The sequence below is a fragment of the Myxococcales bacterium genome, from assembly GCA_016712525.1.
Taxonomy (GTDB): Bacteria; Myxococcota_A; Polyangia; order Polyangiales; family Polyangiaceae; genus JAAFHV01.
This window is the reverse complement of record JADJQX010000001.1, coordinates 940973-961522: the sequence shown is the minus strand read 5'-3', so window position 1 is coordinate 961522 and position 20550 is coordinate 940973. Positions and strand designations below refer to the sequence as shown.

The 20550-nt window shown below is 70.2% G+C and carries 20 protein-coding genes; 8 read left to right on the top strand and 12 right to left on the bottom strand.

All coding sequences use genetic code 11. From position 1 onward, the window contains the following. Nucleotides 1-9 precede the first annotated feature (9 nt). Entirely contained in the window at nt 10-1179 is a 1170-nt protein-coding gene (locus IPK71_04110; protein MBK8212911.1) for a hypothetical protein, read from the bottom strand. 197 nt (nt 1180-1376) lie between these two features. On the opposite strand from IPK71_04110, the gene IPK71_04105 reads away from it, so the two are divergent. Next, nucleotides 1377-2216: a methyltransferase domain-containing protein gene (locus IPK71_04105; GenBank protein ID MBK8212910.1), complete on the top strand. Its 840-nt coding sequence runs from the start codon at nt 1377-1379 to the stop codon at nt 2214-2216. Between the two features lie 46 nt (nt 2217-2262). Then, the gene (locus tag IPK71_04100; GenBank protein MBK8212909.1) at nt 2263-2598 is read left to right on the top strand and encodes a nuclear transport factor 2 family protein; all 336 of its coding nucleotides are present in this window, start codon (nt 2263-2265) and stop codon (nt 2596-2598) included. 9 nt (nt 2599-2607) lie between these two features. Here IPK71_04100 and IPK71_04095 read toward each other — a convergent pair whose 3' ends face one another. Beyond that, nucleotides 2608-3603, bottom strand: coding sequence for a CDP-alcohol phosphatidyltransferase family protein (locus tag IPK71_04095; GenBank protein ID MBK8212908.1), 996 nt, complete (start codon nt 3601-3603; stop codon nt 2608-2610). 242 nt (nt 3604-3845) lie between these two features. Between IPK71_04095 and IPK71_04090 the strand changes: the two genes are divergently transcribed. Beyond that, the gene (locus IPK71_04090) at nt 3846-4982 is read left to right on the top strand and encodes a hypothetical protein (protein MBK8212907.1); all 1137 of its coding nucleotides are present in this window, start codon (nt 3846-3848) and stop codon (nt 4980-4982) included. Between the two features lie 6 nt (nt 4983-4988). Here the strand turns inward: IPK71_04090 and IPK71_04085 are convergent, their stop codons facing one another. The 3 genes from IPK71_04085 to IPK71_04075 all read right to left on the bottom strand — a co-directional run bounded on the left by IPK71_04085 (nt 4989) and on the right by IPK71_04075 (nt 6849). Beyond that, nucleotides 4989-5669, bottom strand: a complete 681-nt coding sequence (locus tag IPK71_04085) for a hypothetical protein (GenBank protein ID MBK8212906.1) — start codon at nt 5667-5669, stop codon at nt 4989-4991. A gap of 119 nt (nt 5670-5788) precedes the next feature. Beyond that, entirely contained in the window at nt 5789-6106 is a 318-nt protein-coding gene (locus IPK71_04080) for a phosphotyrosine protein phosphatase (protein ID MBK8212905.1), read from the bottom strand. 116 nt (nt 6107-6222) lie between these two features. Continuing rightward, the gene (locus tag IPK71_04075; protein ID MBK8212904.1) at nt 6223-6849 is read right to left on the bottom strand and encodes a hypothetical protein; all 627 of its coding nucleotides are present in this window, start codon (nt 6847-6849) and stop codon (nt 6223-6225) included. A gap of 92 nt (nt 6850-6941) precedes the next feature. On the opposite strand from IPK71_04075, the gene IPK71_04070 reads away from it, so the two are divergent. Together IPK71_04070 and IPK71_04065 are read left to right on the top strand one after the other, a co-directional pair. Further along, nucleotides 6942-7811: a LysR family transcriptional regulator gene (locus tag IPK71_04070; GenBank protein MBK8212903.1), complete on the top strand. Its 870-nt coding sequence runs from the start codon at nt 6942-6944 to the stop codon at nt 7809-7811. 159 nt (nt 7812-7970) lie between these two features. Continuing rightward, a complete protein-coding gene (locus IPK71_04065) occupies nt 7971-8531 on the top strand; it encodes a hypothetical protein (protein MBK8212902.1) in 561 nt (186 codons plus the stop codon). Between the two features lie 86 nt (nt 8532-8617). Here IPK71_04065 and IPK71_04060 read toward each other — a convergent pair whose 3' ends face one another. After that, complete coding sequence (locus IPK71_04060) at nt 8618-9649, bottom strand: DUF2071 domain-containing protein (protein MBK8212901.1); 1032 nt, start codon at nt 9647-9649, stop codon at nt 8618-8620. Between the two features lie 199 nt (nt 9650-9848). Between IPK71_04060 and IPK71_04055 the strand changes: the two genes are divergently transcribed. Continuing rightward, nucleotides 9849-10973 carry a hypothetical protein gene (locus IPK71_04055; GenBank protein ID MBK8212900.1) on the top strand — a complete coding sequence of 375 codons (1125 nt, stop codon included), beginning with the start codon at nt 9849-9851 and terminating at the stop codon, nt 10971-10973. A gap of 1 nt (nt 10974) precedes the next feature. On the opposite strand, the gene IPK71_04050 is transcribed toward IPK71_04055, so the two are convergent. Further along, complete coding sequence (locus IPK71_04050; GenBank protein MBK8212899.1) at nt 10975-11340, bottom strand: phosphopantetheine adenylyltransferase; 366 nt, start codon at nt 11338-11340, stop codon at nt 10975-10977. Further along, nucleotides 11340-11648, bottom strand: a complete 309-nt coding sequence (locus tag IPK71_04045; protein MBK8212898.1) for a hypothetical protein — start codon at nt 11646-11648, stop codon at nt 11340-11342. The genes IPK71_04050 and IPK71_04045 overlap by 1 nt, the downstream gene beginning before the upstream one ends. 87 nt (nt 11649-11735) lie before the next feature. Here IPK71_04045 and IPK71_04040 point away from each other — a divergent pair, with 87 nt between their 5' ends. Beyond that, the gene (locus tag IPK71_04040; protein ID MBK8212897.1) at nt 11736-12569 is read left to right on the top strand and encodes a helix-turn-helix transcriptional regulator; all 834 of its coding nucleotides are present in this window, start codon (nt 11736-11738) and stop codon (nt 12567-12569) included. 72 nt (nt 12570-12641) lie between these two features. After that, a complete protein-coding gene (locus tag IPK71_04035) occupies nt 12642-14363 on the top strand; it encodes a serine/threonine protein kinase (protein MBK8212896.1) in 1722 nt (573 codons plus the stop codon). 10 nt (nt 14364-14373) lie between these two features. Here IPK71_04035 and IPK71_04030 read toward each other — a convergent pair whose 3' ends face one another. The 4 genes from IPK71_04030 to IPK71_04015 all read right to left on the bottom strand — a co-directional run bounded on the left by IPK71_04030 (nt 14374) and on the right by IPK71_04015 (nt 20549). Further along, nucleotides 14374-15015 carry an ATP-dependent Clp protease adaptor ClpS gene (locus IPK71_04030; protein ID MBK8212895.1) on the bottom strand — a complete coding sequence of 214 codons (642 nt, stop codon included), beginning with the start codon at nt 15013-15015 and terminating at the stop codon, nt 14374-14376. 2 nt (nt 15016-15017) lie between these two features. Continuing rightward, nucleotides 15018-15518: an LEA type 2 family protein gene (locus IPK71_04025; GenBank protein MBK8212894.1), complete on the bottom strand. Its 501-nt coding sequence runs from the start codon at nt 15516-15518 to the stop codon at nt 15018-15020. A gap of 148 nt (nt 15519-15666) precedes the next feature. Then, a complete protein-coding gene (locus IPK71_04020; GenBank protein ID MBK8212893.1) occupies nt 15667-17418 on the bottom strand; it encodes a hypothetical protein in 1752 nt (583 codons plus the stop codon). Between the two features lie 320 nt (nt 17419-17738). After that, a complete protein-coding gene (locus IPK71_04015) occupies nt 17739-20549 on the bottom strand; it encodes a hypothetical protein (protein MBK8212892.1) in 2811 nt (936 codons plus the stop codon). Nucleotide 20550: the final 1 nt, after the last annotated feature.

The following is a 20550-nucleotide window of genomic DNA, read 5'->3' as shown; positions in this document are numbered from 1 at the left end:
AAACCTCGGTTATGGCCCGCCCGGAGGCGACGTGGGGCCCTTGTGGTGATACCGAACGACCGCGTCGACGGGTTTTTGACCCGTGACGATGGATTGGGTGTTTTCACTCGCGTCTCCGAGCACGAGCCTGCGCCCGAACGCGAGGAGGTACGTGGCGACGATGCGGTACCCGCGCGTCTCGTCGAGCTCCTTGCAGCCCCCGAGGGCGAACACCTCGTGGCACCCGCCGGTGAGCTCGAGCCAGGTCACGTCGACGCCGTTCGCGCGCTCGAAAATGGGCCCCGAGCTCACGTCGAGCGTGCCGCTCATGAGCATCACGGGGGCCTTGGCGGCGCCGTAGTCGGAGACCGAGTCGCTCGGGGTCCCCGCCATGGGGACGGCGGCCGCGACGCGTGGATCACCGAGGCCTTTCGTGAACACGGCGATCTCCTCGGGCTTGCAGGGCACCGAGAACTCCCCCGAGGCGCAGCGGGCCTCGAGCACCTTCGCGTCGAACGTCACACCGACCGAGGCGAGCGCGGTGAACGCCCCGAAGCTGTGCCCGGAGAGCAGCACACGCGACGTGCGCAGCTTGCCCGCGAGAGGGTCCTCGCTCGGGAGCTTCTCGAGGGCGTCGAGCGTGGCGCTCACGTCGGTCGAGCGAAGGTACGAGATGGCGAGAGGCCTCTTCCCCGTGCCGTCGCGCAGGAGATTGCCCACGTGGTTCGGGGCGGCGACGACCCATCCGTGAGAGGCGAACGTGCGCGACGTGCGCCACGCCGTACCCGCGAACCCCGAAGAGCCGTGCGAGTACACGTGGACGGGGAAGGCCTTTCCGTCGAGCGGAGCCGCCGTGCTCGCGCCTTCGAACGACGTCGCGTCCTTGAGCAGCCCGCCGTAGGTCGACGTCTCCCCCTCGGTGTCGAGCGTGGGGTACCAGAGCTCGATGGGAATCGTTCGCGGGGGCGCGCCGCCCGGCGGGGTGTACGTGATCTCGACGGTGCGATGACCGACGTTGTACGGGCCCTCCCCCTCGACCGGGAAATCGAGCCAGGAGCCCTTGGGGACGGCCATCTGCGGCGGGCCGCCCGCGTCGCTCGGGTCGGGCGTCTCCGTGCCTTTGGAGCTGCACGCGACGAGCGCGAGCGCGAGCGCACCCGCGCGCCATGTGCGCCACGACACTCCTCCCTGCGAGGTCATGAGCGGACCGTAGCGCGGTCTCCGGGGAGCGCCAATGTCCAGAATTGACGCGTTGCGCTGGCGGGGGACGTGCGCGCCAAGGTTGGGATGACGTCCCGGTCTCCGTCGCGGGTATTTTGGCATTTGTCGGTGAATGTATGCGGGGCCCACGACGTTTGCCGCTGGCCGTACACCGACCGTGGCCCTACCTCGGCCGCATGCACGGAACGATCGAGAAGGTGAGCGGCACGTACGACTACGCTCGGCTCGACGCCTCCGGGGAGGGCGAGCGGGCCGCGGCACGTATGGAGGCGCGCGCGCTCGAGCCGGCTTCCCAAGGGCTCTTCGAGGCGCTCGTGGCCCCCTACCTCGAGCCCTCCCCGCGGTCCGTGCTCGAGCTCGGGGCGGGGCCGGGCGCGCTCGCCCGTCGCATCGTCGCGGCGCGGGACGGCACGCGTGTGGTCGCGACCGACAAGAGCGACGTGATGCTCCGTGTGGCGGAGCGGCTGGCTGCCCTCGCGCCGGGTCGAGAGCGGCTCACGTTCGCTCGGTGGGCCGTCGAAGAGGCGATTCCCGCTGGGGTGGAGGGCCCGCACGACCTCGTCGTGTCGTCCGTCATGGTGCCCTACCTCGACGACGCGACGCTCCTCTCCCTGCTCACGAAGCTGCGCGCCGTGCTCGCTCCGCGGGGGAGGCTCCTCTTCGTGGAGCAAGATCTCCAGACCGTGAGCCTGCACCACGAGAGGTACTCCGAGGTGCGCGAGCTCTTCGTGCGAACGGGGGAGCGTTCGCTCGCGTTCGTGCCGCTACGTCTCCGCAGGCTCATGCGCGAGGCCGGATATCGGCCACTTCCCGTGCGGTCACATCTTTGGCAATCGACCGTGTTCGGGCCATACCTACGGGACTTGATCTCGCGCGCGGCCGACGAGGCCCTCGCTGCCGGGAGGATCGACGCGGGGCGCGCTCTCGCGATCGTCTCGGAGCTCGAGAGCGCGAGCGCCACGGGGGATTTTCTCTACGGGCTCGTGTACCACGCCATGGCCGCCGAGGTGGCCTGAGCGGCGTTTGCACGCCCTCCTCGCTCGGCCGTGCGAGGATGGCGTGATGAAGACCCCGACCGAAGTCGCCCAAGCCCAGCTCGACGCCTACAACGCCCAAGACCTCGACGCTCACGTTGCGTACTTCGGCGACGACGTGAGGGTGGCCGACTTGAACGGCGCGGTGACGATCGAGGGGATCGAGGCCTACCGCGCGCGCTACGCCAAAGTCTTCGCCGAGTTCCCCGAGAACAAAGCGGTGCTCGTGAACCGGATCACGATCGGGAACGTGGTCATCGACCACGAGCGCGTCTCCCGGAGCCCGTCCGCGACCCCGTTCGAGGTCGCTGCGATCTACACGATTTCGGACGGAAAGATTCGGCGCGTCGACTTCGTGAAGTGAGCTAGCCCGTCAGCTCCGCCCGGTGGCGGCGGCGAGGCCTCGTCGTGCGTGGACGAGGGAGAGGGCGAGCAGCGCGAGGGCCCCGGCGACGCTCGCCACGGACGCGACTCGGGCGACGTCGGCCCCCGTTTTGCCCCACACGATGCACGCGCCGAGCACGGCGACGAGCACGAGCACCCCGGTCTCGCGGAGCGGCTTTCGCCCGCGCATGCGCAGCGTGAGGCTTCGGATCCCCAAGAAGACGTAGCCCGTCGCGGCCAGCGCGGCGCCGATTGGCCACCCCAACGTCGAGGTCGCCACGGCCAGGACCGCGGTGAGCCCGAAGGCGACGAGCGTCACGAACGGTGCGAGGTTTCCGCGTCGCCGGTGCACGCGCAGCCCCCCATGAAGGACGCCGGCGATCGCTCCGACCACGACGGTGAAGGCCACCCCGTCGCGGAGCGCGATCGGGCCGACGTGCACCGCGCCGATGGCCTCGGGCCCGACGATCGCGGCGGTGACGAGCACACCCGAGAGCACGAACGTGGCCTCGACTTGGTTCAAGAGGCCGAGCTGGAAGACGCCGGTCTCGGCCTGCTCCCAGTACACCGCGGCCGCCGCGCCCGTCACGGCGGCGACCATCGCGACGCTCCCGAGCGGGCTCGCGCCGATGGCGAGCGCCGAGAGCGCGGCGATGTAGGCCACGTTGAGGAGATCGAGCCCGTGATCGAGCAGCTCACCGAGCGGTGAGGTCTGCTTGGTGCGCCGCGCGTGAGCGCCGTCGGCGTTGTCGCAGAGGTTGTAGAGGTGGAGCGTGATCGCCGGGATCAGGTACACGGCGCTCGGCCCGCGCGGATGAACGGCGATCACGGCGGCGAGCCCGAGCAGGTTCAGGAGGTGTCCTGCGTGCGTGATCGTGTTCGGGTGGAGGGTCGCCGGCAGCCTGCGAACCACCGGGTCGACCACGGCCTTCTTGTACCAGGGCAGGAGGATCGAGCGATCCTCGACGGAGTATTCGACGGGCATCTTGTGGCGACGACACCCGAGCCCGGCCGACCCTTCCGCGAAGTCCCGGGCTTTTTTCAGCGCGAAAGATGCTTCTCGTCCGCGCGAACCCCGCTTCTCGTGGCGCGCCAGCGCGGCTCACGGTGCCGTCAGGATCTTGTCGGGGAAGGTGTGCGTGCGCTCACCGAGGGCACGAACACTCTCCAAAAGTGCCGAGAATTCATGAGGATGCGTGTGGCACGCGGCTCGCTATCGCGCGGCGCATGCGCACCTCGCTTCGGTCGACGTTCCTTGGGCTCTCGCTCGTGCTCTCTGCCGCGTGCTCGTCGGCGACTCCATCTCCGGGCGTGGAAGGACCGGTCTCCGGAGCCGACGCGGGCGACGGTGCGGCTCCGTCCGGGTGCGCGAAGGGGCTTCGGCGCGAGGGCGCGGTGTGTACGGCATCGCTCGTGGGCTTCGCGCGCTCCGACGTGGACCTCGGCTCGCAGAGGGACCACCACACGACACACGTCTTCGTCGTCGGGGGAGCTCCGTACCTCTACGTGACCGGGGGGACCACGGGGTGGAAGGGCGAGTTCTCGGACGTCGTGCGCGCGAAGATCCGCGACGATGGCGGGCTGGAGGCGTTCGAGGAGGCAGGCTCGCTGCCCCTCAAGATCGCCGGGCACTCGCTCGTGCGCGTGGGTGACGTGCTCGTCCTCGTCGGCGGGACGACGGGCGCCTCGATCAGCGCCGCGACCTACACGACGAAGCTCGGCGCCGACGGGCGCATCGAAGGGTGGACCAAGGGGCCGAACCTCCCCGTGGGCGTGATGCACACGCACGCCGTCGCGGTCGGCGATTATGTGTATATCGCAGGTGGTCGGGGCCAGAAGGGCGGCGTGAGCGTCGCCGAGGTCTCGCGCATGCGCATCCTCCCGGACGGCACGACCGGCCCCATGGAGGCGCTCGACCCGCTCCCGGCCGACCGGAGCCACGGCATGGTCTTCGAGCGCGGTGGCTTCATTTACCTCTTCGGGGGCCTTCGCGGTGACCCTGCCGGCAAGCACGAGTCGCTCGCCGACGTGCTCCGCGCGAAGCCCACGACCGATGGGAAGCTCGCGTGGGAGCCCGCGGGGGCCCTGGCGCTCCCGCGCAGCGTGACGGCCGCCGAGCTCGTGGGCGACGAGCTCTACGTCGTGGGAGGTCTCGAGGGCAGCACGACCTTCCGCAACGACGTGCTCCGCGGACGCTTCGACGGCGCGGGAAAGATCACGTTCGAGGCCCTCCCCGCGAAGATCCAGGCGGCGCGTGGGCACGTTCACCAGACGCCGTTCTTCGCGGGGCGCATGTACTCGGTCGGTGGAATCAACGGCGCCGGAAAGACCTTCTCGACGATCGACATCGCCACCTTCGAGTGACTTGCCTCACATGTGGGTGAGCGTGATCCCGATGCCGGAGCCGCCGGCCACGGCCATGGGAGTGACCTCGATGCTCGGCTTTCCGTACGTGACGACGACCTTCTTCTGCGAGAGGAGGCTCGCCGCTACGAGCGCGACCCCGCCGACCTGCACGAAGCCGTCGAACGTCGCGAGCGCCATGCCACCCGTGGTCGGCGCCTTCGCGGCGGCCATGAAGGGGCCGATGATCGGCGCATAGAGCCACTCGCTCCCCGATCGGCACTCCATCTTGGCGCCGCACGTGGAGAGTGCATACGTGAGCGAGATGAAGTAGGCGCTGCTCGTCATCGCGATGCCCGTCGCGAGCAGCGCATACCGCGGCCGAGTCTCGATCACGGAGTCTCGAGGGATACGCCCTCCGTAGTAATCGACCACTTTGGGAGGTTGGTACTCGTCGGGGCTGGACGCCGGGGCTTCGGCGGAGGTGGTGGACACGGCCGATGCACGAGGCGGGCTCGGCCGCGGTGAAGGCTTCGGCGTCTCCGTGGCTACCTTTGCGGCTCCTTCGGGCGCGGGGCTCGCGGAGGCAGGGGCGCTCGCCGGCCCCGGCGTCGGCTCAGAGGGTGGGGGGAGCTCGTCGGCGTGGGCGAGCGACGAGAGCCCGAGCGACGACACGACGAGCGTGAGACAAGCGAGAGTACGGTGCATGATGAGTCTCCTTGGGAGTGCCCCTTTGCACCGCACGTGCCGCGCGCGTCGGCGGCGAAATCAGCCCATTTGCCGGGCCCGCGTGCACCGCGCTGCACACGTGTGAAGTCGCGCCGCCGTCATCGCCGAGGTGGCCTTAGCCCGAGCACGGCGCCCACGGCCTCTTCGAGCTCCGTGACGAGCTCGGGATCCATGAAGACGTACCGGTCGGGGATGTCGAGCACCACGACCTCGGCCGCCACCCCGGGGAAGGCCTCGGCGATCCTGCGACGGTGCGCCTCTTCCATCACGAGCACGACGTCGGCCCAGGCGAGATCGGCGCGTCCCAGCACGCGTCGCGCGCTCGGGCTCGTGCCCGCCGAGCGGACCTGGAGCGCGGGGTGCTTGCGCCATACACGCTCCGCCGTCGGGCTCCGCCACTGGTTCTTGCTGCACACGAAGAGGACGTTCCTCGGTGTGGACGAGCCCTCGTCGTGGCCTTCGAGCTCGTCGCTCTCGTGTCGCCGCTTCGTTCGCCGCACACGATCGAGTGTTCCCCGAGGTGTGCGCGCCGTCAACGCTTCGTCGGCGGCTCGGCGAACGTGTGCGCCGCGAAGAGCGTCGCCTTCTCGAGGTTGCGGACCCAGGGCTTGTCGCCCTTGTCGAGGCTCACGGTCTCCTCGAGGGCGCCGCGCTCGTACGCGTAGGTCTGCGCGATGCGGTACGTGTCGAACGGCGCGAACGAGCTGATGTCAGGATGGAAGACGAGGCTCGCCGAGCGAAACTCGCGGTCCGCGTGGCCTTCGCCGGGACCGAGGGTCGACGTGATCCGAAGGGGGACGTGGTTGTCCTTGCCGAGCCCCTCGAGGTCGAGACGGAAGTGGTAGGTGAGCTCACGCGGGCCGGCGCTCCCGTCGTACGCCGGGTGGCGCCGTCGCATGTGTTTCACCGACTCCCAGTGGTCGGGGTACCGCCGCTGCTCGACGGTGAACTCGTAGTCGAATTCGGGATGACGCTTCCACGCGCCGCCTTCGAGGCGCTCGGACTCTCCGTAGCCGACCCACACGAGCGTCACGTCGGAGGGAGGGGGGGCGCCCTCGCGAGGGGGGAGCGCGCCCTTCGTGGGGCCGGCGCACCCGGCGAAGAGGGCGATCGAGGCGGTGAGGGCGGCGATCGATGCGGAAATGGCGGGGCGATTCATGCGTGAGCTCCTTTTCATGGGAGGAGCATGAGTCGTAGCGTCATCGTCAACAATGGGAATGAAGTCAATGTGATGTTGTAGAATCGTCTACGATGAACCTGAACCACCTGGCCGTCTTTCGGGCGGTCGCGGAAGAAGAGAGCTTCACCGGGGCGGCCAAGCGCCTCGGGGCCGACAAGGCCCACGTGAGCCGTGTCGTGCGCGCGCTCGAAGACGAGCTCGGCGTGGTGCTCGTCACGCGGACCACACGAACGGTGAGGCTCACGCCGGCGGGGGAAGGGCTCCTCGCCATCGTTCGGGCCCCACTCGATGCCCTCTCTCGTGCGGGCACCACCATCGCCGATCGCACGAAGGCGCCCTCGGGCATCGTCACGCTGACGACGACACCGGACTTGGCTCGCGTGCTCGTGGCGCCGCTGCTCCCCGCGTTTCGTGCTCGTTTCCCCGAGGTGTCCGTGCGCCTACGGGTCGGCCCGGAGATCGAGAGCCTCTCCGACCCTTCGCTCGACATGGCCCTCCGCGTGGGCGTGGAGACGGAGCGAGAGGTCCGCGTGCGAAAGCTCGGCGAGCTCGAGGCGGGGTTCTTCGCCTCTCCGAGGTACCTCGCGGCGCGCGGCACACCCAAGGAGCCGAAAGAGCTCCGCGGCCACGAGACGGCGTGGCCCTACGGAACGAAGAAGGCGAGCTTCGGCGGCGGTCACGAGCCACCCCCTCCTTCGATCGCGTGCGACGATTTCGCCGTGGTGCTCGAGATCGGTCGCGCAGGCGGCGGTGTGGTCGTGCTCCCCGCGCACCTCGCGAAGCCTTACGTGCGGGAGGGCGCGCTCGTCCGCCTCTTTCCGGAGCTCGTGCTCCGCGGCGCGCCCCTCTACCTCGTGACGCGCCGAGAGCGCCCGCTCCCCGCGCGTGTCGAGGCGCTGCGCGCGCACCTCGTCGCGAACGTGGGGGCCGAGCTCGCGTAACAGCCCTCCGAGTGAAGTTTCGTCCTCCCCCGTGAGAACCCGGGTGCACGCTCGCGCTCCCGTGGGGCGCTGCGAACCCTGAAAATGCCGACTTTTGGCCGATCGAGGGCGGAGAATGCCGATTTCGCAAATGGCACGTCACGTGCTCGGGGCCGCGCCATGCCTTCTTCTCTCCTATTCGGGTCTCGTTCCTTCGTCGTGCTCGCGGCCACGGCCATGCTCTCTACGTTCGCGATGCACTGCTCGGGGGGTGCGGGAGATCACACCTTCTATCGACTCTACAGCCCCAAGGCGAAGCTCGAGGCCGCCTGCTATCACAATGGCCAAATCCCCGAGAACATCAAAGACGACACGAGCACCATGCTCACTCCGAGCACCGTGCTCCTCGTGAGAGACGGGGCCGACACCTACTCTCTCGACACGGGCAGTCAGGTCATCTCGGGCTCGAAATCGGGCTCTTCGTACACGTTCTCGGGCACCACCACGAACGTCGAGGTGACCCCGGTCGGCGCCGAGAAGCGCACGGTCACGGTCACCACCACCCTCTCGGTGAGCATGACGGTCGACGGCCGCACGGCCACGGGCACGCTCGAGACCGACACGAAGACGAGCTGCTCGGGGGCGTGCACGGGCTTCACCGGCGCCGGCTGCAAACAGACGAACACCTTCACCGGGATCCAGGTCGATCAGGGAGAGGTCACGCTCGAGGCCTCGAAGTAGCCCGACCTGATCCGGCGCGATCTCCTCTCTCTCTCGTGCCCGTGCCCGTGCCCGGCGCCTGCGATTGGGGGGAGCTTCTGCCTATTTCAGCGCACCGGATCGTGCAGCTCGGCCGAGAACACGAAGTGGAGCCCCGCGACACGAAAACACGCGGGGCGTTCACTCCCCACGATCGCCGCGCCTGCCCGCGACTCGACTTCTCCGGAGAGGGGCTCGACCTTGTCGAGGTCGACCGGGAGCTCGATCTCGTGCCTCGTCACACGCTCGTGCCACGGCTGGCCCGACATGGCGCGGTTTTGGGGGATCGTGTACTCCAAGAATCCTCGGTAGTCGCCGAACGTCTCTTGCCACCGGCCTGCGAGCTCGGGGGCCTCGCACGGGACGAGTGAAGCCTTCGCGTCGGGTGCGGTGCCCGCCCCGGGGTCGAAATCGAGCACGATTCGCCCGGTGGTGGGGTCCCGTACGATCGACGACCGCGCGAACACGTGCATGGGCATGCCCTCGGTGAAGAGGCGCGCCGCGAGGGCCGGCATGGCGTAGTCGATCGCGTTCGTGACGAAGTAGATACCCGCCGTGCCCGTGCGCGGGTCCTTCACGTGGATTCGCCAGTTCGTCTGGATCGGCGAGGGCATGAGCTTGCGCAGCGGCCCCAAGAATCGAAACCCGAAGTGCCCGTGCCGGTAGGTGAGGAACGAGAAGAGCGCGTACTTCCCGCCCGGGCCGATCCGATCGAGCGCGAGGCCGTACGGCACGAACGGCTCGAGCTTCTCGGCCTCGAGGAGGTAGTTTACGTAGACGACGTCCTCGATGTCGCTCTCCATGACGGCGATCGGGAGCGGCTCGAGCCACGAGGAGATCACTCGGGAGCTCGCGACGAAGTCGAGCGGGCGCGCGAGCACCGAGCCCGACGGGTGCCGCCATGGCGCCATACGACCGTGGGTGCTCTCCGGCATGAGGCGCCGCAGCCTCACCTCGGCCAGCGCGGCGACACCGAGGAACACGAGCGCGCCGAGCGCGGCGATGGGAAAGACCTGGGCTCGATGCGTCGCGCCGAGGGCCACGACCCCGACGAGGACCCCGAGGGGCGCGAAGCCGAGCGCGCGGTCGAAGAACCTCATCCGAGCCCGACTCTAACCGTCTCGGCCCCAAGGCTCAAACCACCCCGGACACGGGCGGCCTCGCCCGCGTGTTCCGGGGGACGCGAGGGCGTGTCCCGTGGCCCTCCGCGGGGCGACCGTGGTTGGCTGTAAGTGCTCGAAACTACGATGGCTTTGCCGAAATGTGGCCCTGGCCCCGGGCTTGCTCTACGGGTTCGGTATGAAGCGCACCTTCGGATACGGGCTGAGCGTCGGCGTCGTGTGGGCAGCTCTCGCACTCGCGTGCAGCGCGTCTCCCGGAGAGGGCACGCCGGACGACGTGCCGGCCGCCGCCTCCTCGGAGGTTGCTCCCGTGGTCGCACCTTCGGCGGAAGAGGTCGAGGCGCCGGAGCTCGCGCCCGAGGAGACGCCTCCCGTGAAGCGCGGCACCTTCGAGGCGGGCCTCGTCGTGCACGTGGGCAAGCAGCACTACCTCGTGCTCGACGCGCAGCCCTCCCTCGACGCGGCGGACGGCAAACCCGAGGTCGTGTCGAGCCGTGACGACGGTGTCTATGCCGTGACCCGGGCGGCCCTCGCCGACAAGGTGCCGGCGTCGGCGAAGTCGCTCCAGGGGCAACGCCTCCACCTCGCTGCAAAGGGGCTCGGGGTTTGCGACGCCTTCGCCGAGGCCCCGGTGCTGCTCGGCCGCGTGAGCCCCGATGGCAGCGACGACGCGCGTTTTCGGGGCGAAGGCCGAGACGACAACGACAGGCCCATCCCCGCGCCCTCCCGCGCCGCGATGGCCGAGGAGCTCTGGACGATGGCCGAGGGGGCGATCGTGCTCGCGATGCCGCTCAGGCCCGAGGGGAGGTGCGACGCCGCGACCTATGCCATGCCGTCGACGTCGCGCGTGGGGAGCGCCGTGGCCCCGGCCGACGACACCACCACCACGCGAGCGCTCGCGGCCTTTCGCGCGCTCCCCGAGTACACGAAGCACGCGGCCGACTACCTCGCGTGGGCCAAGGAGATGGAGTCTACGGTGACGGCACCCACGTGGGATCGTCACGGCGAGTCGGACGCGAACGTGCACGAGGTTCGTGTCGCCGGCGTGCGCTACGTGTGGGTCTCCGCCGGCGTGACCGACGGGGGCTGTGGCGACTTCGGCGCGGAGCTCTCGGCGCTCTTCCGCGAGGGCGACGATGGCGCGCTCGAGCTCGTGCGCACCCTCGACGGTTTCTCTTCGGAGCTCGAAGCCCTCGTCGAGCGTGAAGGCGGGGTCGAGCTCGTCTTCCCCGAGGCGCACGCCGCTCCCGACGGCTCCGCGGTGGAGCGCCTCGAGGTCCGCTCGTACGGCTGCCGCTGCTGATCTACCCGACCTCGCCGAACACCGTCGCGGCGACGAGCGCGAGGGATGCCATCGCGTCGATCCCGACGATACGCCGCACTTCGCGCTCCCTTCGCCGCGCGGCGACGACCACGAACGAGAGCATGCTCACGAGGCCCGCAGAGGACGCGGCGAGGGCGAGCTCGGGGCGGAGCGCAGCCGCGACGAGGCCCACCCCGACGAGCCCCAAGAGCACGGCACGATGGCGCAAGAGGACCGTGACGAGGTGCTCTTGTTCGAGCTCCGTGCCGTAGAGCCTGTCGAGCGCGCGCGCCGAAGCCACGCCGGTGATCGGGGCGAGGTTCACGAGCCCCACGAGTATGTATACTGCACGGGACGCGTCGCGCATCAGGTGGCGTGCTCGGGGGCTCGCGAGCCGGCGAACGCGCGGTGCACGAAGTAGGCGAGCGCGCCGATGGACCCCAGGAAGAAAATGGCGACGAGGTAGGGAAACGAGGGGATCCCGCGCTCCTTCGCGTCCTTCCGTATCCACGTTCCGATCAGGAAGAACGCGATCACCAGATCGAGGAGCATCTGCAGGGCCCACGGCTCACGGCCCGCGAGCGTGAGAAAGCCGAAATAGCCGTGGTGGTACGTCACCTCGAGGCTGAAGAGCGTGAAGGGGACGAGGACGAGGAGGGGGAGGAGCTTCTTCATGGGCCTTGTCTTGGTGGCCCGAGGTCACGAAGGCCATGACCTCGGAGGTCATGTCGAAACGCGCGCACCTCGGGTACGAAGAGAGACGTGAGCACCACTGCCCATCGCCAGTCCCGCCACGAGGTCGAGCCCGCGTCCTTCGGTGCCCTCCTTCGAAAACACCGAACGGGCCACGGGATGAGCCAGGAGCGCCTCGCGAACGACGCGGAGATCTCGACACGGCACCTGAGCTGCCTCGAGACGGGGCGCGCCAAGCCGAGCCGCCAGATGGTGCTCGTGCTCGGCTCGGCGCTCGAGCTCGGGCTCCGCGAGCGAAACGCGTTGCTCGAGGCCGCCGGCTTCGTGGCCGCCTACCGGGACGAGCCGCTCGACGCGCCCGAGGCGGCGTCCCTTCGCCGCGCCGTGGACCTCGTGCTCTCGGGCGTCGAGCCGAACGGGGCCGTCGCGTGCGATCGGGTCTTCAACGTGCTGCAGATGAACCAGGGCGCGGCGCGGCTCTTCGCGGCGTTCGTCGATCTCTCGACGGCCCCTCCCGAGGTGGTCTCCAACGTCCTCGTCGCTACGCTGCACCCGCTCGGTCTGCGCCCTCACATCGTCAATTTCGACGAGGTCGCGGCGCTCACGCTCGACCGGACGCGCCGCGAGGCCGCACGCGCGGGGGGCGACGAGGCCGTACGGCTCGTCATGGACCGGATCGCCGCGATCCCCGATCTGCCGCGCCCGAGTGTCCCGATCACGCAAGGGCCGTTCGTCACGGTGCATCTCAAGCGGGGGCCGCTCGAGGCGCGCCTCTTCACCACCATCGCCACCATCGGCACCGCCATCGACGCCACGGCCGAGGACCTCCGCATCGAGACCTACTTCCCCGCCGACGACGCGACCGCGCGGCTCGTGAAGAGCCTCGCAGCGGGGATCGCGTAGCCTCTCGGATCGGTCCGTCGCGCGGCAAAGTTCGCCAAACGCCCTTGTTTCGGGCATCGTTCTCTCGGACGCATGCTCGAGGTCGTCGAGGAGTCGCTCACCCCAGGGACCGTGATCGCAGGGCAGTACCGCCTCGAGCGTCCGATCGGGCAGGGAGGCATGGGCGCCGTGTGGGCGGCGCGCGACGCGCGGGGAGGCCTCGTGGCCCTCAAGGTGGCGCGCACGGACAAGCCGGGGGACGCGAAGCACGTCGAGCGGCTCGTGCGAGAAGCCCGCGCTGCGAGCCTCGTGCGGCACCCGAACGTGGTGCCCGTGCTCGCCGTCGTGGCGACCGCCGCGGGCCTCCCGTGCCTCGTGATGCCGCTGCTCGAGGGCGAGTCTCTCCGGGCGCTCTTCGCGCGTCGGGGTGCCCTCCCGTGGCCCGAGTGCGTGCGGCTCTTCACGGGGATCGCGTCGGGGCTCTCCGCGGTGCACGCGGCGGGCATCGTGCACCGCGACCTCAAGCCCGAGAACGTGCACGTCCGCGGCGAGCACGCCATGGTGCTCGATTTCGGCATCGCGAAGGAGGTCGTCGCGGGGCCCGGAGGCGAGACGATCCCTCCCTCGCTCACGTCGACGGGCGTCATGGTGGGGACTCCGCACTACATGGCGCCCGAGCAGATCTTCGGCGAGCGCGACATCGACGCGCGTGCCGACGTGTGGGCCTTCGGCCTCATGCTGTACGAGGCGCTCACGGGCGTCTTGCCCACCCACGGCGACGGCTTCGGTCAGGTGATGAAGCGCATCACCACCGCGGATTTTCCTCCGGTCGGCGCGATCGTGCCCGGGGTGCCCGAGGCTCTCTCGAGGGTCGTCGCGGCGATGCTCTCGCGTGATCGCGCCGCCCGCCCGAGCCTCGCGACGGTCGCTTCCGTGCTCGCGTCTCCCGGGTCGGCGCCCGCGGGGCTTCCTCTCGCCCCACCGACCACGGCGCCACCTCCCGGGGTCTCGCCGTACGCGAGCACGGCGCTCTTCGTCCCGGGAGGCACGGGGGCGACGCACTCGTCCCCGCCTCCCACGACCGCGCCGCGAGCCGCGGGGGGTGGTCGCGCGCTCGTCCTCGGAGCCGTGGGGCTGCTCGTCCTCGTCCTCGGCGGTGGCGGTGCGGCGCTGGCCATCGTCTTCGGAGACGAGCTCCGCGCGGGGCTCGGGATGGGAGCCGGGTCCGCGTCGTCTGCCCCGTCAGCGCCTGCGCCGCGTCCTTCGGTGTCGCCGATCGCCTCGTTCGACCCACCACAGGGCGCGGCGAGCGCGGTGGCCACGGGCTCGAGCGCTCTCGGTCCCTCCGAGGTCCCGTCGGCTGCCCCCACTCCGAAGAAGCCTTCCCAGCCGCCGCCGGCGCCCACTCCCGAGAAGCCGCAGCGCCACGCGGTGTTCGACGCCGGCATTGGCAACTTCAACGGCATGGGCTCGGAGAGCCCGAGGCTCGTCAAGGCCGTGAACGAGAGCCTCCCCAAGCTGCAGAGCTGCTACCCCGCGCCGACGGACGACGTCGCTTGGAGCACGTACAACCGCATTTTTTGGCCGAAGGGCGGGGGTCGCGTGGTGCGCGTGGTCCCCGTCAAAAACGGGGCGGGGCAAGAGCCTGCGGCCGAGTCTGCCGCGATGGTCGCGTGCATCGAGCGCATGTTCGCGACGTTCTCGATCCCCGACGCGACGGGCCAGGCCGACAACGACGGCGGGGCCTCGTACATGTTCACGAGCGCGGGCTACCGGTGGCGCTCGGGCCCTCCTCCGAAGGCGAGCGGCCCTTGAGGCGCGCCGATCAGGCGACCTCGACGCGCAGGGGGAATCCGGCGTCGCGGGCCATGGAGCGCACCCGCTCGGCGCGCTCTTCGGCGTCCGTGAAGGGGCCGATCTCGGCCTTGCCGAGGTAGTGCGTGCGGTACGTGAGGAACGTGGCGCGGTAGTCGGTCTGGTCGAGCACGTCGCGGAGCACGCCCACCACTAGCTCCATCGTCGTCGTGGAGTCGTCGTAGAGCACGACGCTGCGGCCCGACGGCGAAGGGTACCCCTCGTCGTCGAGGCGCGCGTACGAGAAGGGGAGCTGCGCCGCGATCGTGGCCGCGAGGCCTCCCGCCTGCACGAGCCCCGCGAAGAGATCACCGCGGGAAGCGAACCGCCCGCGGCGCCGCGCACGCTCGAACGTGGCCTCGATGACCTTCATGCACCGAGGTGACCACCCGCCGTCTTTCTCCTGGGCGGGCTCGGGGGGCTGGGTGCGCTCGTAGGCCGAGAGCTCGGCGTCGAGCGTCGTGCCACGAGGCCAGAGCGCGCGGACGCGGCAGTCTTGGGCGAGGGCGAGCAGGAGCACCTCGGGGCTCACCGAGGGGCGCTCGAGGCCGACGGACAGCGCCGCGGCTGCGGCGGTGACGGCGATGGTCTCGGGGGCGTACTCGTGTGCCATGGTCACTTGGGGAGCGCGAAGGGGAGCGCGGGGAGCGACTTTTGTGCGGCCTTCGCGATGTCCTTGTTGGGGATCGTGCCTTTGGCCGCGATCGGGATCGGGAGCGTGATCTTGGACCCACCGACGGTGGCGAGGCCGTCGAACGTGTACGCGAGGTCTTTGCCGGAGATGGCGAGGAGCGCGATCGCGCCGGCATCGTTCCACGTGAGGGAGAGGGGCACCTCGAGCGGGCGGGCGGCGCCGGGAGTGAGCGTGATGGGGCGCACGAGGGCGAGGTTGCCGGCAGGCTTCCCTTCGAGCGTGAGCGCCCCCGCGAACGACGACACGACGAGGTCGAAGTCGTTCGGGTTCGTGGCCTGGACCTGCACGGAGAGCGTCATGCCTCGTGCGTCGACACCGGTGACCTGCGCCTTCACGACGACGAGCGTGGGAGGTTTCGGTTTCTCGCACGCGAGGACCAGCGGGACGGCGGCGAGTGCGAAGAGGAAGGCGCGGCGCTGCATGCGCACACGGTATCAGAAGGGCCTCGTGAAGCACCGCCGGCTGTGCCTCGAAGCACCACCGGCTGTGCCTCGAAGCACCGCCGGCTGTGCCTCGAAGCACCGCCGGCTGTGCTCGGGAGATCGCGGAGCTCCCGAGAATCGAGCCCATTCAGCGGTACGGCCCCTGCGGGGCGGTGAGCCCGGCGAGGAGGGCGTGAGCCGCCTCGCGATCGTCCGTCGAGAGGGTGCCGCTCGCGAGGGCGCCTTCGACGAGATCGCGAGCCTCGAGGCGCTTCGTCGGGGGGAGGGCGCGCGCCACGTCGAGCGCAGAAGCCCACCGACGCGGCTCGTCTCCGAGGCGGGCGAACGCGCTGAGGGCCTCGCGCGCGTGCACGACGGCCTCGTCGTTTCGGCCTTGGGCTCGCCGCACGGCCGAGACGAAGCGCGCCGACTCTCCGAGCCGAAGATCGGCCTCTCCCGGTCGGGAGTAGAGCGAAGCGAAGAGCGCAGAGACGTCGCGCACGATCGCTTCGACGCGCTCGTCGCCCACGAGGGCGAGCGACTCGGCGAGCGCGGCCCGGGCCACGACGACGCCGAAGGCGCGCGCCCCGAGGCCCTCGAGCTCGGCGGCGCACAGGGCCTCGGCGACGCGGGTGACCTCGGCGAGGTCGGCCGAGTCGAGCGAAGCGATGCCGGTTTCGAGCACATCGGCCACGAAGAGGGGCGACGCGGCCGCCGTCTCGGAGGGCGTATGCCGCGCCGTCTTGGGGGTGGCGAGTGTATGTGCAAGATGCACGTATGTGCGGCCCCGGGTCTCGCGAGGCAAGGTCGGCACGAGGAACAGCTCCACCTCCGGGCGAACGGAGGGGGCGCTCTCGTCGCAGGCGGCGAGGGCCTCGCGCGCGACCTGGGCTGCGTCTTCGAGGGCGTCCTCGCCGAGCAGTGTATGGGCGAGGTCGAGGCGCGCCGCGATGGCCGAGAGCGCGCCGCGATCCCCCATGGTCTCGGCGGCCGCGACGCGACGGCGAAGGGCGTGCACACGGTCTCGGGGCCTGCGCGCCGCGTCGGCTTCGCGCGCGAGGGGCGCGAGCTCGGGCGGATCCTCGGGGAGGGCGGGCGCCCTGCGCTCGAGCAAGAGGGAGAACCCGCGCTCGGTGCGTGACGCATGCAGTTGAAAGTCGACGAGGTGGCCCTTCGCGAGCTTCACCCGGACGCCGCCGCGCTCGCGTGGGAGGTCCTCGTCGACGCGGGCGGCCATACGAAGCAGCCGCGCGCGCAGGGGTGGGCCGAGCCACGGTGGGAGCAGCCGCTCGTGCGGAGGGCGCCCTTCGCGCACCTCGAGGCCCCCGGCCGAGGCCACGAAGCGCGTGACCCCGTGGAGGGCCGTGTCGACGAGGAACGTGTTCGCGAAGCGGGCTAGGGGGCCATCGTCGTCGGTCGGGTCGAGCTCCGAGAGATCCCTCGGGGCCTCGGGCAGGGGGGCCGCGCCGTCGCGCGCGCGCCTCGCCCTCCAGATGGCGTCGCGGGTGGCCACGTGCGGCTGCACCCGTCGCGCGCGGGTGGCGAAGCGCACGGCCTCGATCTCGTCGTCGTCCTCGGGGGTGATCGTTGCAAAATGCACGCAATCGCCGTCGCGCGAGAGCAGCACGACGAACCCGAGCTTGGCCTCGTCGGCCACGTGCGGTGCCGCCGTGGGGGGCCGCCCGTCCCACACGGGGGCACGCACGATCGACGCGACGCGCGAGACGAGCGCGCGCTCCTCGAGGTACCCGAGGTCGACCAGCACGGCGCCGAGGCTGGGCGTGCCGAGCGGGCCCGAGAGCGCGGCCTGCACGAGGCACCCGTGGCGCAGCGCCTCGCGGCTCACGAGCCCGTCGGCCACGAGCGCCGCCCTCAAGTGCCGCTCGTGGGCTTCGTGCATGGGGAGAGGGTAGCGTGATTCCGGTCGGCCGTCGGGTTGTGTCCGCACGGTTCGTTTACGAAGCATCTCTTGCCGTGCGGTGAGCACCGAGGCATGCCCAAAGGGCGTGGGGGGGAAACGCCCGGTCGCTGCTCCTTCCCCGGCCACGCTTGGCGCCGCCGCGGGCGCGCTCGGGGCCGTCGGCAAGCAAATTGCCGAGGGAATCGACGACTAGAAGCATCGCCGGCGATGCCTCGAAGCATCGCCGGCGATGCTTTTGGAGAGACACGGATCCACGAGGTGGACCCGTAGGGGAGCGGGAGAGACTCCCGAGGGCTCGCTTAGCGAGGAGCTCGCGGAGGGTCGACGTTCAGCTCGGGCATGGCCGCGAGAAGCTGCTCGGACAGGAACCTCATCACCGCGCGGTTCGTGCTGATATCGAGCGTGAACCTCGACGCGACCGACGCCGACCGCGATCGCTCGAGCCACCCGAGCGCGTCGGTGGTGGACGCTCCTCGGCGAACGAGCGCGTGGTACACGTAGGCGTACTCGTCGGCCAGGCGCGTCGCGAAGTTCACCGGGTCGTCCGTGTTGATGCTCACCTCGAGCGATCTCTCGTCGACTTGGTTGCCCAAGGGCTGCAGAACGAACGCCGGGTGCTGGTCGAAGGTGTCGAGATCGCCGATGAGCAGGTTGCTCGTCGGGTTCGATTCGACCGTGATCTCCATTCGGGCGAGCCGTTTTCGCAGGGCTCTCTGGAGCGTCTTGGCCGCGGCGACGTCTTGGTCCGTGACGACGATGTCCACCGTCTCGTCGAGCGGGTCTCGAGGCTCTCGCACGACCGTTCGGGATAGCGCTCGCATCGTCCCGTCGAGCGCGTTCAGGGTGGGGGACGGCTTCCCGGGGAAGCCGATGGCTCTCAGACGGTCGACGATGTTGTGCTGGTGACGCATCCGTCGACCGGCGAGAAAGTCGGCGACCGTGGAGCCGGGGCAGACCTCGCCGATCACGCCCTCGGCGATGTGGAGCAGTCGTTCGACGCGGCCCGGTGGTGGCTCCACGGCGAAGGTCCCTCGGTACTGATCGAGCTCCCAGAGGATGTTGTCGAGCCTCTCCGAAAGCGGGAGATAGAGGCGTGGGTTTCGGCCCAGCCAGGCGTCGATGTCGGTGCCGAGCGCGACCGCGTGGCCGAGGCGATCCCCTGGCCGCAAGAGCCCGCACTCGTCGAGCTCGGAGATTCGACGAAGGCCTTCGATCGGCGTTCGGAAGTCTTCCCCTGCGTGGTAGGTGAGGCCAAAAGGACGCAAGCGATCGGGCGCGATGCGGAGCGCGCGCGCGTCTCTCTCTTTGCGACGGTCCGTCGCGTCCTCGAAGGTGGTGGCTCGCCGCTCGAGCTGCCACGCGACCTTGGCGACGGCTCGCGTGCTGGCCTGACGTGCGGTTCGAAGGAATGGCGCCGTGATCCAGGTGGGGAGGGCGAGCTCTTCGCTGCACACGTCGACGCCGCGGATCGCGAGCACGATCGCCGGGCACAGCCGGAGGGCGTCCTCGAGGGCACGTGTGGCCTTGCTGGCGGCTTCGAAGAAGTCACGGTACCGAAAGCCGCTATTTCGTGCCGAGGTCGGGCGCCTCCCCCGTTTTTTCGGTCCGTCGTCCCACGAGTCGCCTCGCTTTTTGATGTGGTAAACGATGCCCACCTCGGTAGGGAGCGCGCCGTCGCGGACGGGGAGGTCGCGGGTCGCCACGGCGTAGGCGTCCCGCAGGTACGCTCGCGGGTCGGTCGTGAGCTCCTTGCGGACCTCCATGGAGTGGAGGTCGAGCCCGCCTCGCTGGTTCGTGAAGGCCTCTTGAAGGACTCGTGCATCGAGCCAGGCTTGCCGTTGGAGCGCTGGCGAGCCAGGGCGCTCGGTCCTTGGGTTGACGTACGTCCGGAGGTACCTGATGCGTCGGGTGTGGCGCGTGAACCAATCGAGGCCACCCGTGCCGGGCTCTTGAACGACGAGTCGGAACGCGGCGCACCTGATGCGTACGTACTGCCAGAACGCGAGCGCGACGGCGTCGTGCTCCTTGCCGGGCGGCGTCGAAGCCAAATGGAGGAGGACGTCACGCGCGAGCAACGTCTCGGAGCGTGTGAGGCTTTCGGGGGGGAGGACCAGATCGAGTGGGTCTTGGTCGGTGAGTGGCGCGAGACCGGCCCGTACGCGCCGCTGCGCGACGGTGCGCGCGAGGGCGTCTTGCACGACCGTCAGTGGGACGCCCTGAACGGGAGACACATTCTCGATGGCCGCCGCGATCGGGCGGCGCGCACCGAACGGGACCGCGCCGGTGCGCACGGCCTCGTCGACGGAGTCTCTCCAGGTCTTTCGTGGGCGGCTCACGTGGTCGGCGAGGACGAGGCGCGCCCAGGCAGCGACCACGAGCAGGCGCGAGAGCCCGAGGGTACGGCCCTTTCCCGGGCCGGCGACGCTGTACGCGTCGAAGTCGATGCGGTCGGTGTCGTCCTTCAGCGCCGACGCGTCGATGGGGCGAAGCGGCAGCGCCGAGATATTGGCCATGGCCGTCGACCAGAGCGTCCCGAAGTCCATGCCGGCGCCGAGGTGCATGTGGGTCTCGGCGGCTCCGCCGCGCTCGCGCAAGAGGGCCGATAACCGAGGGGTGACGAGCACGACTCGGTCCGAACGAAGGTACGCCGCGCCGCCCGCGCGCGCTGCCGCCGCGGCCACCACGTAGTCGGACGGGAAGAGGAGGGAGAACCAACGCCACGCGACGATCCGGCCCGAGGTGTCCTCCCTCGCGTTCATCCCGCTGTCGCCGCACCCGTTCTCGTCGCCCTTGAGCTCGAAGCCGCTGCCCGTCGACCGTAGGAAGTGGTCGCCGATTCTGTCGAGCAGGGCGTGCAGCGGAACCACGACCTCGGTCTCGGGGCCCGTGCGGAACCAAGCCACGTCGCGAACGCGCTGAATGCGCTCGAGCGAGTCCCCGCGCGAACGCGGGCGGAGGTACGCCTCGAGCCCTTCGGCCACCCGTCCTGTCCCCCCACCTCGGGGCAGATCGTCCCGGTCGACCCTCGTCAAGCGGGCGTCGTACGCCGCGGTCGACCCGAGCGGCCACGCCATGGCGTGCGCGAGCAGGAGCGGGCTCCGATCGGCCATG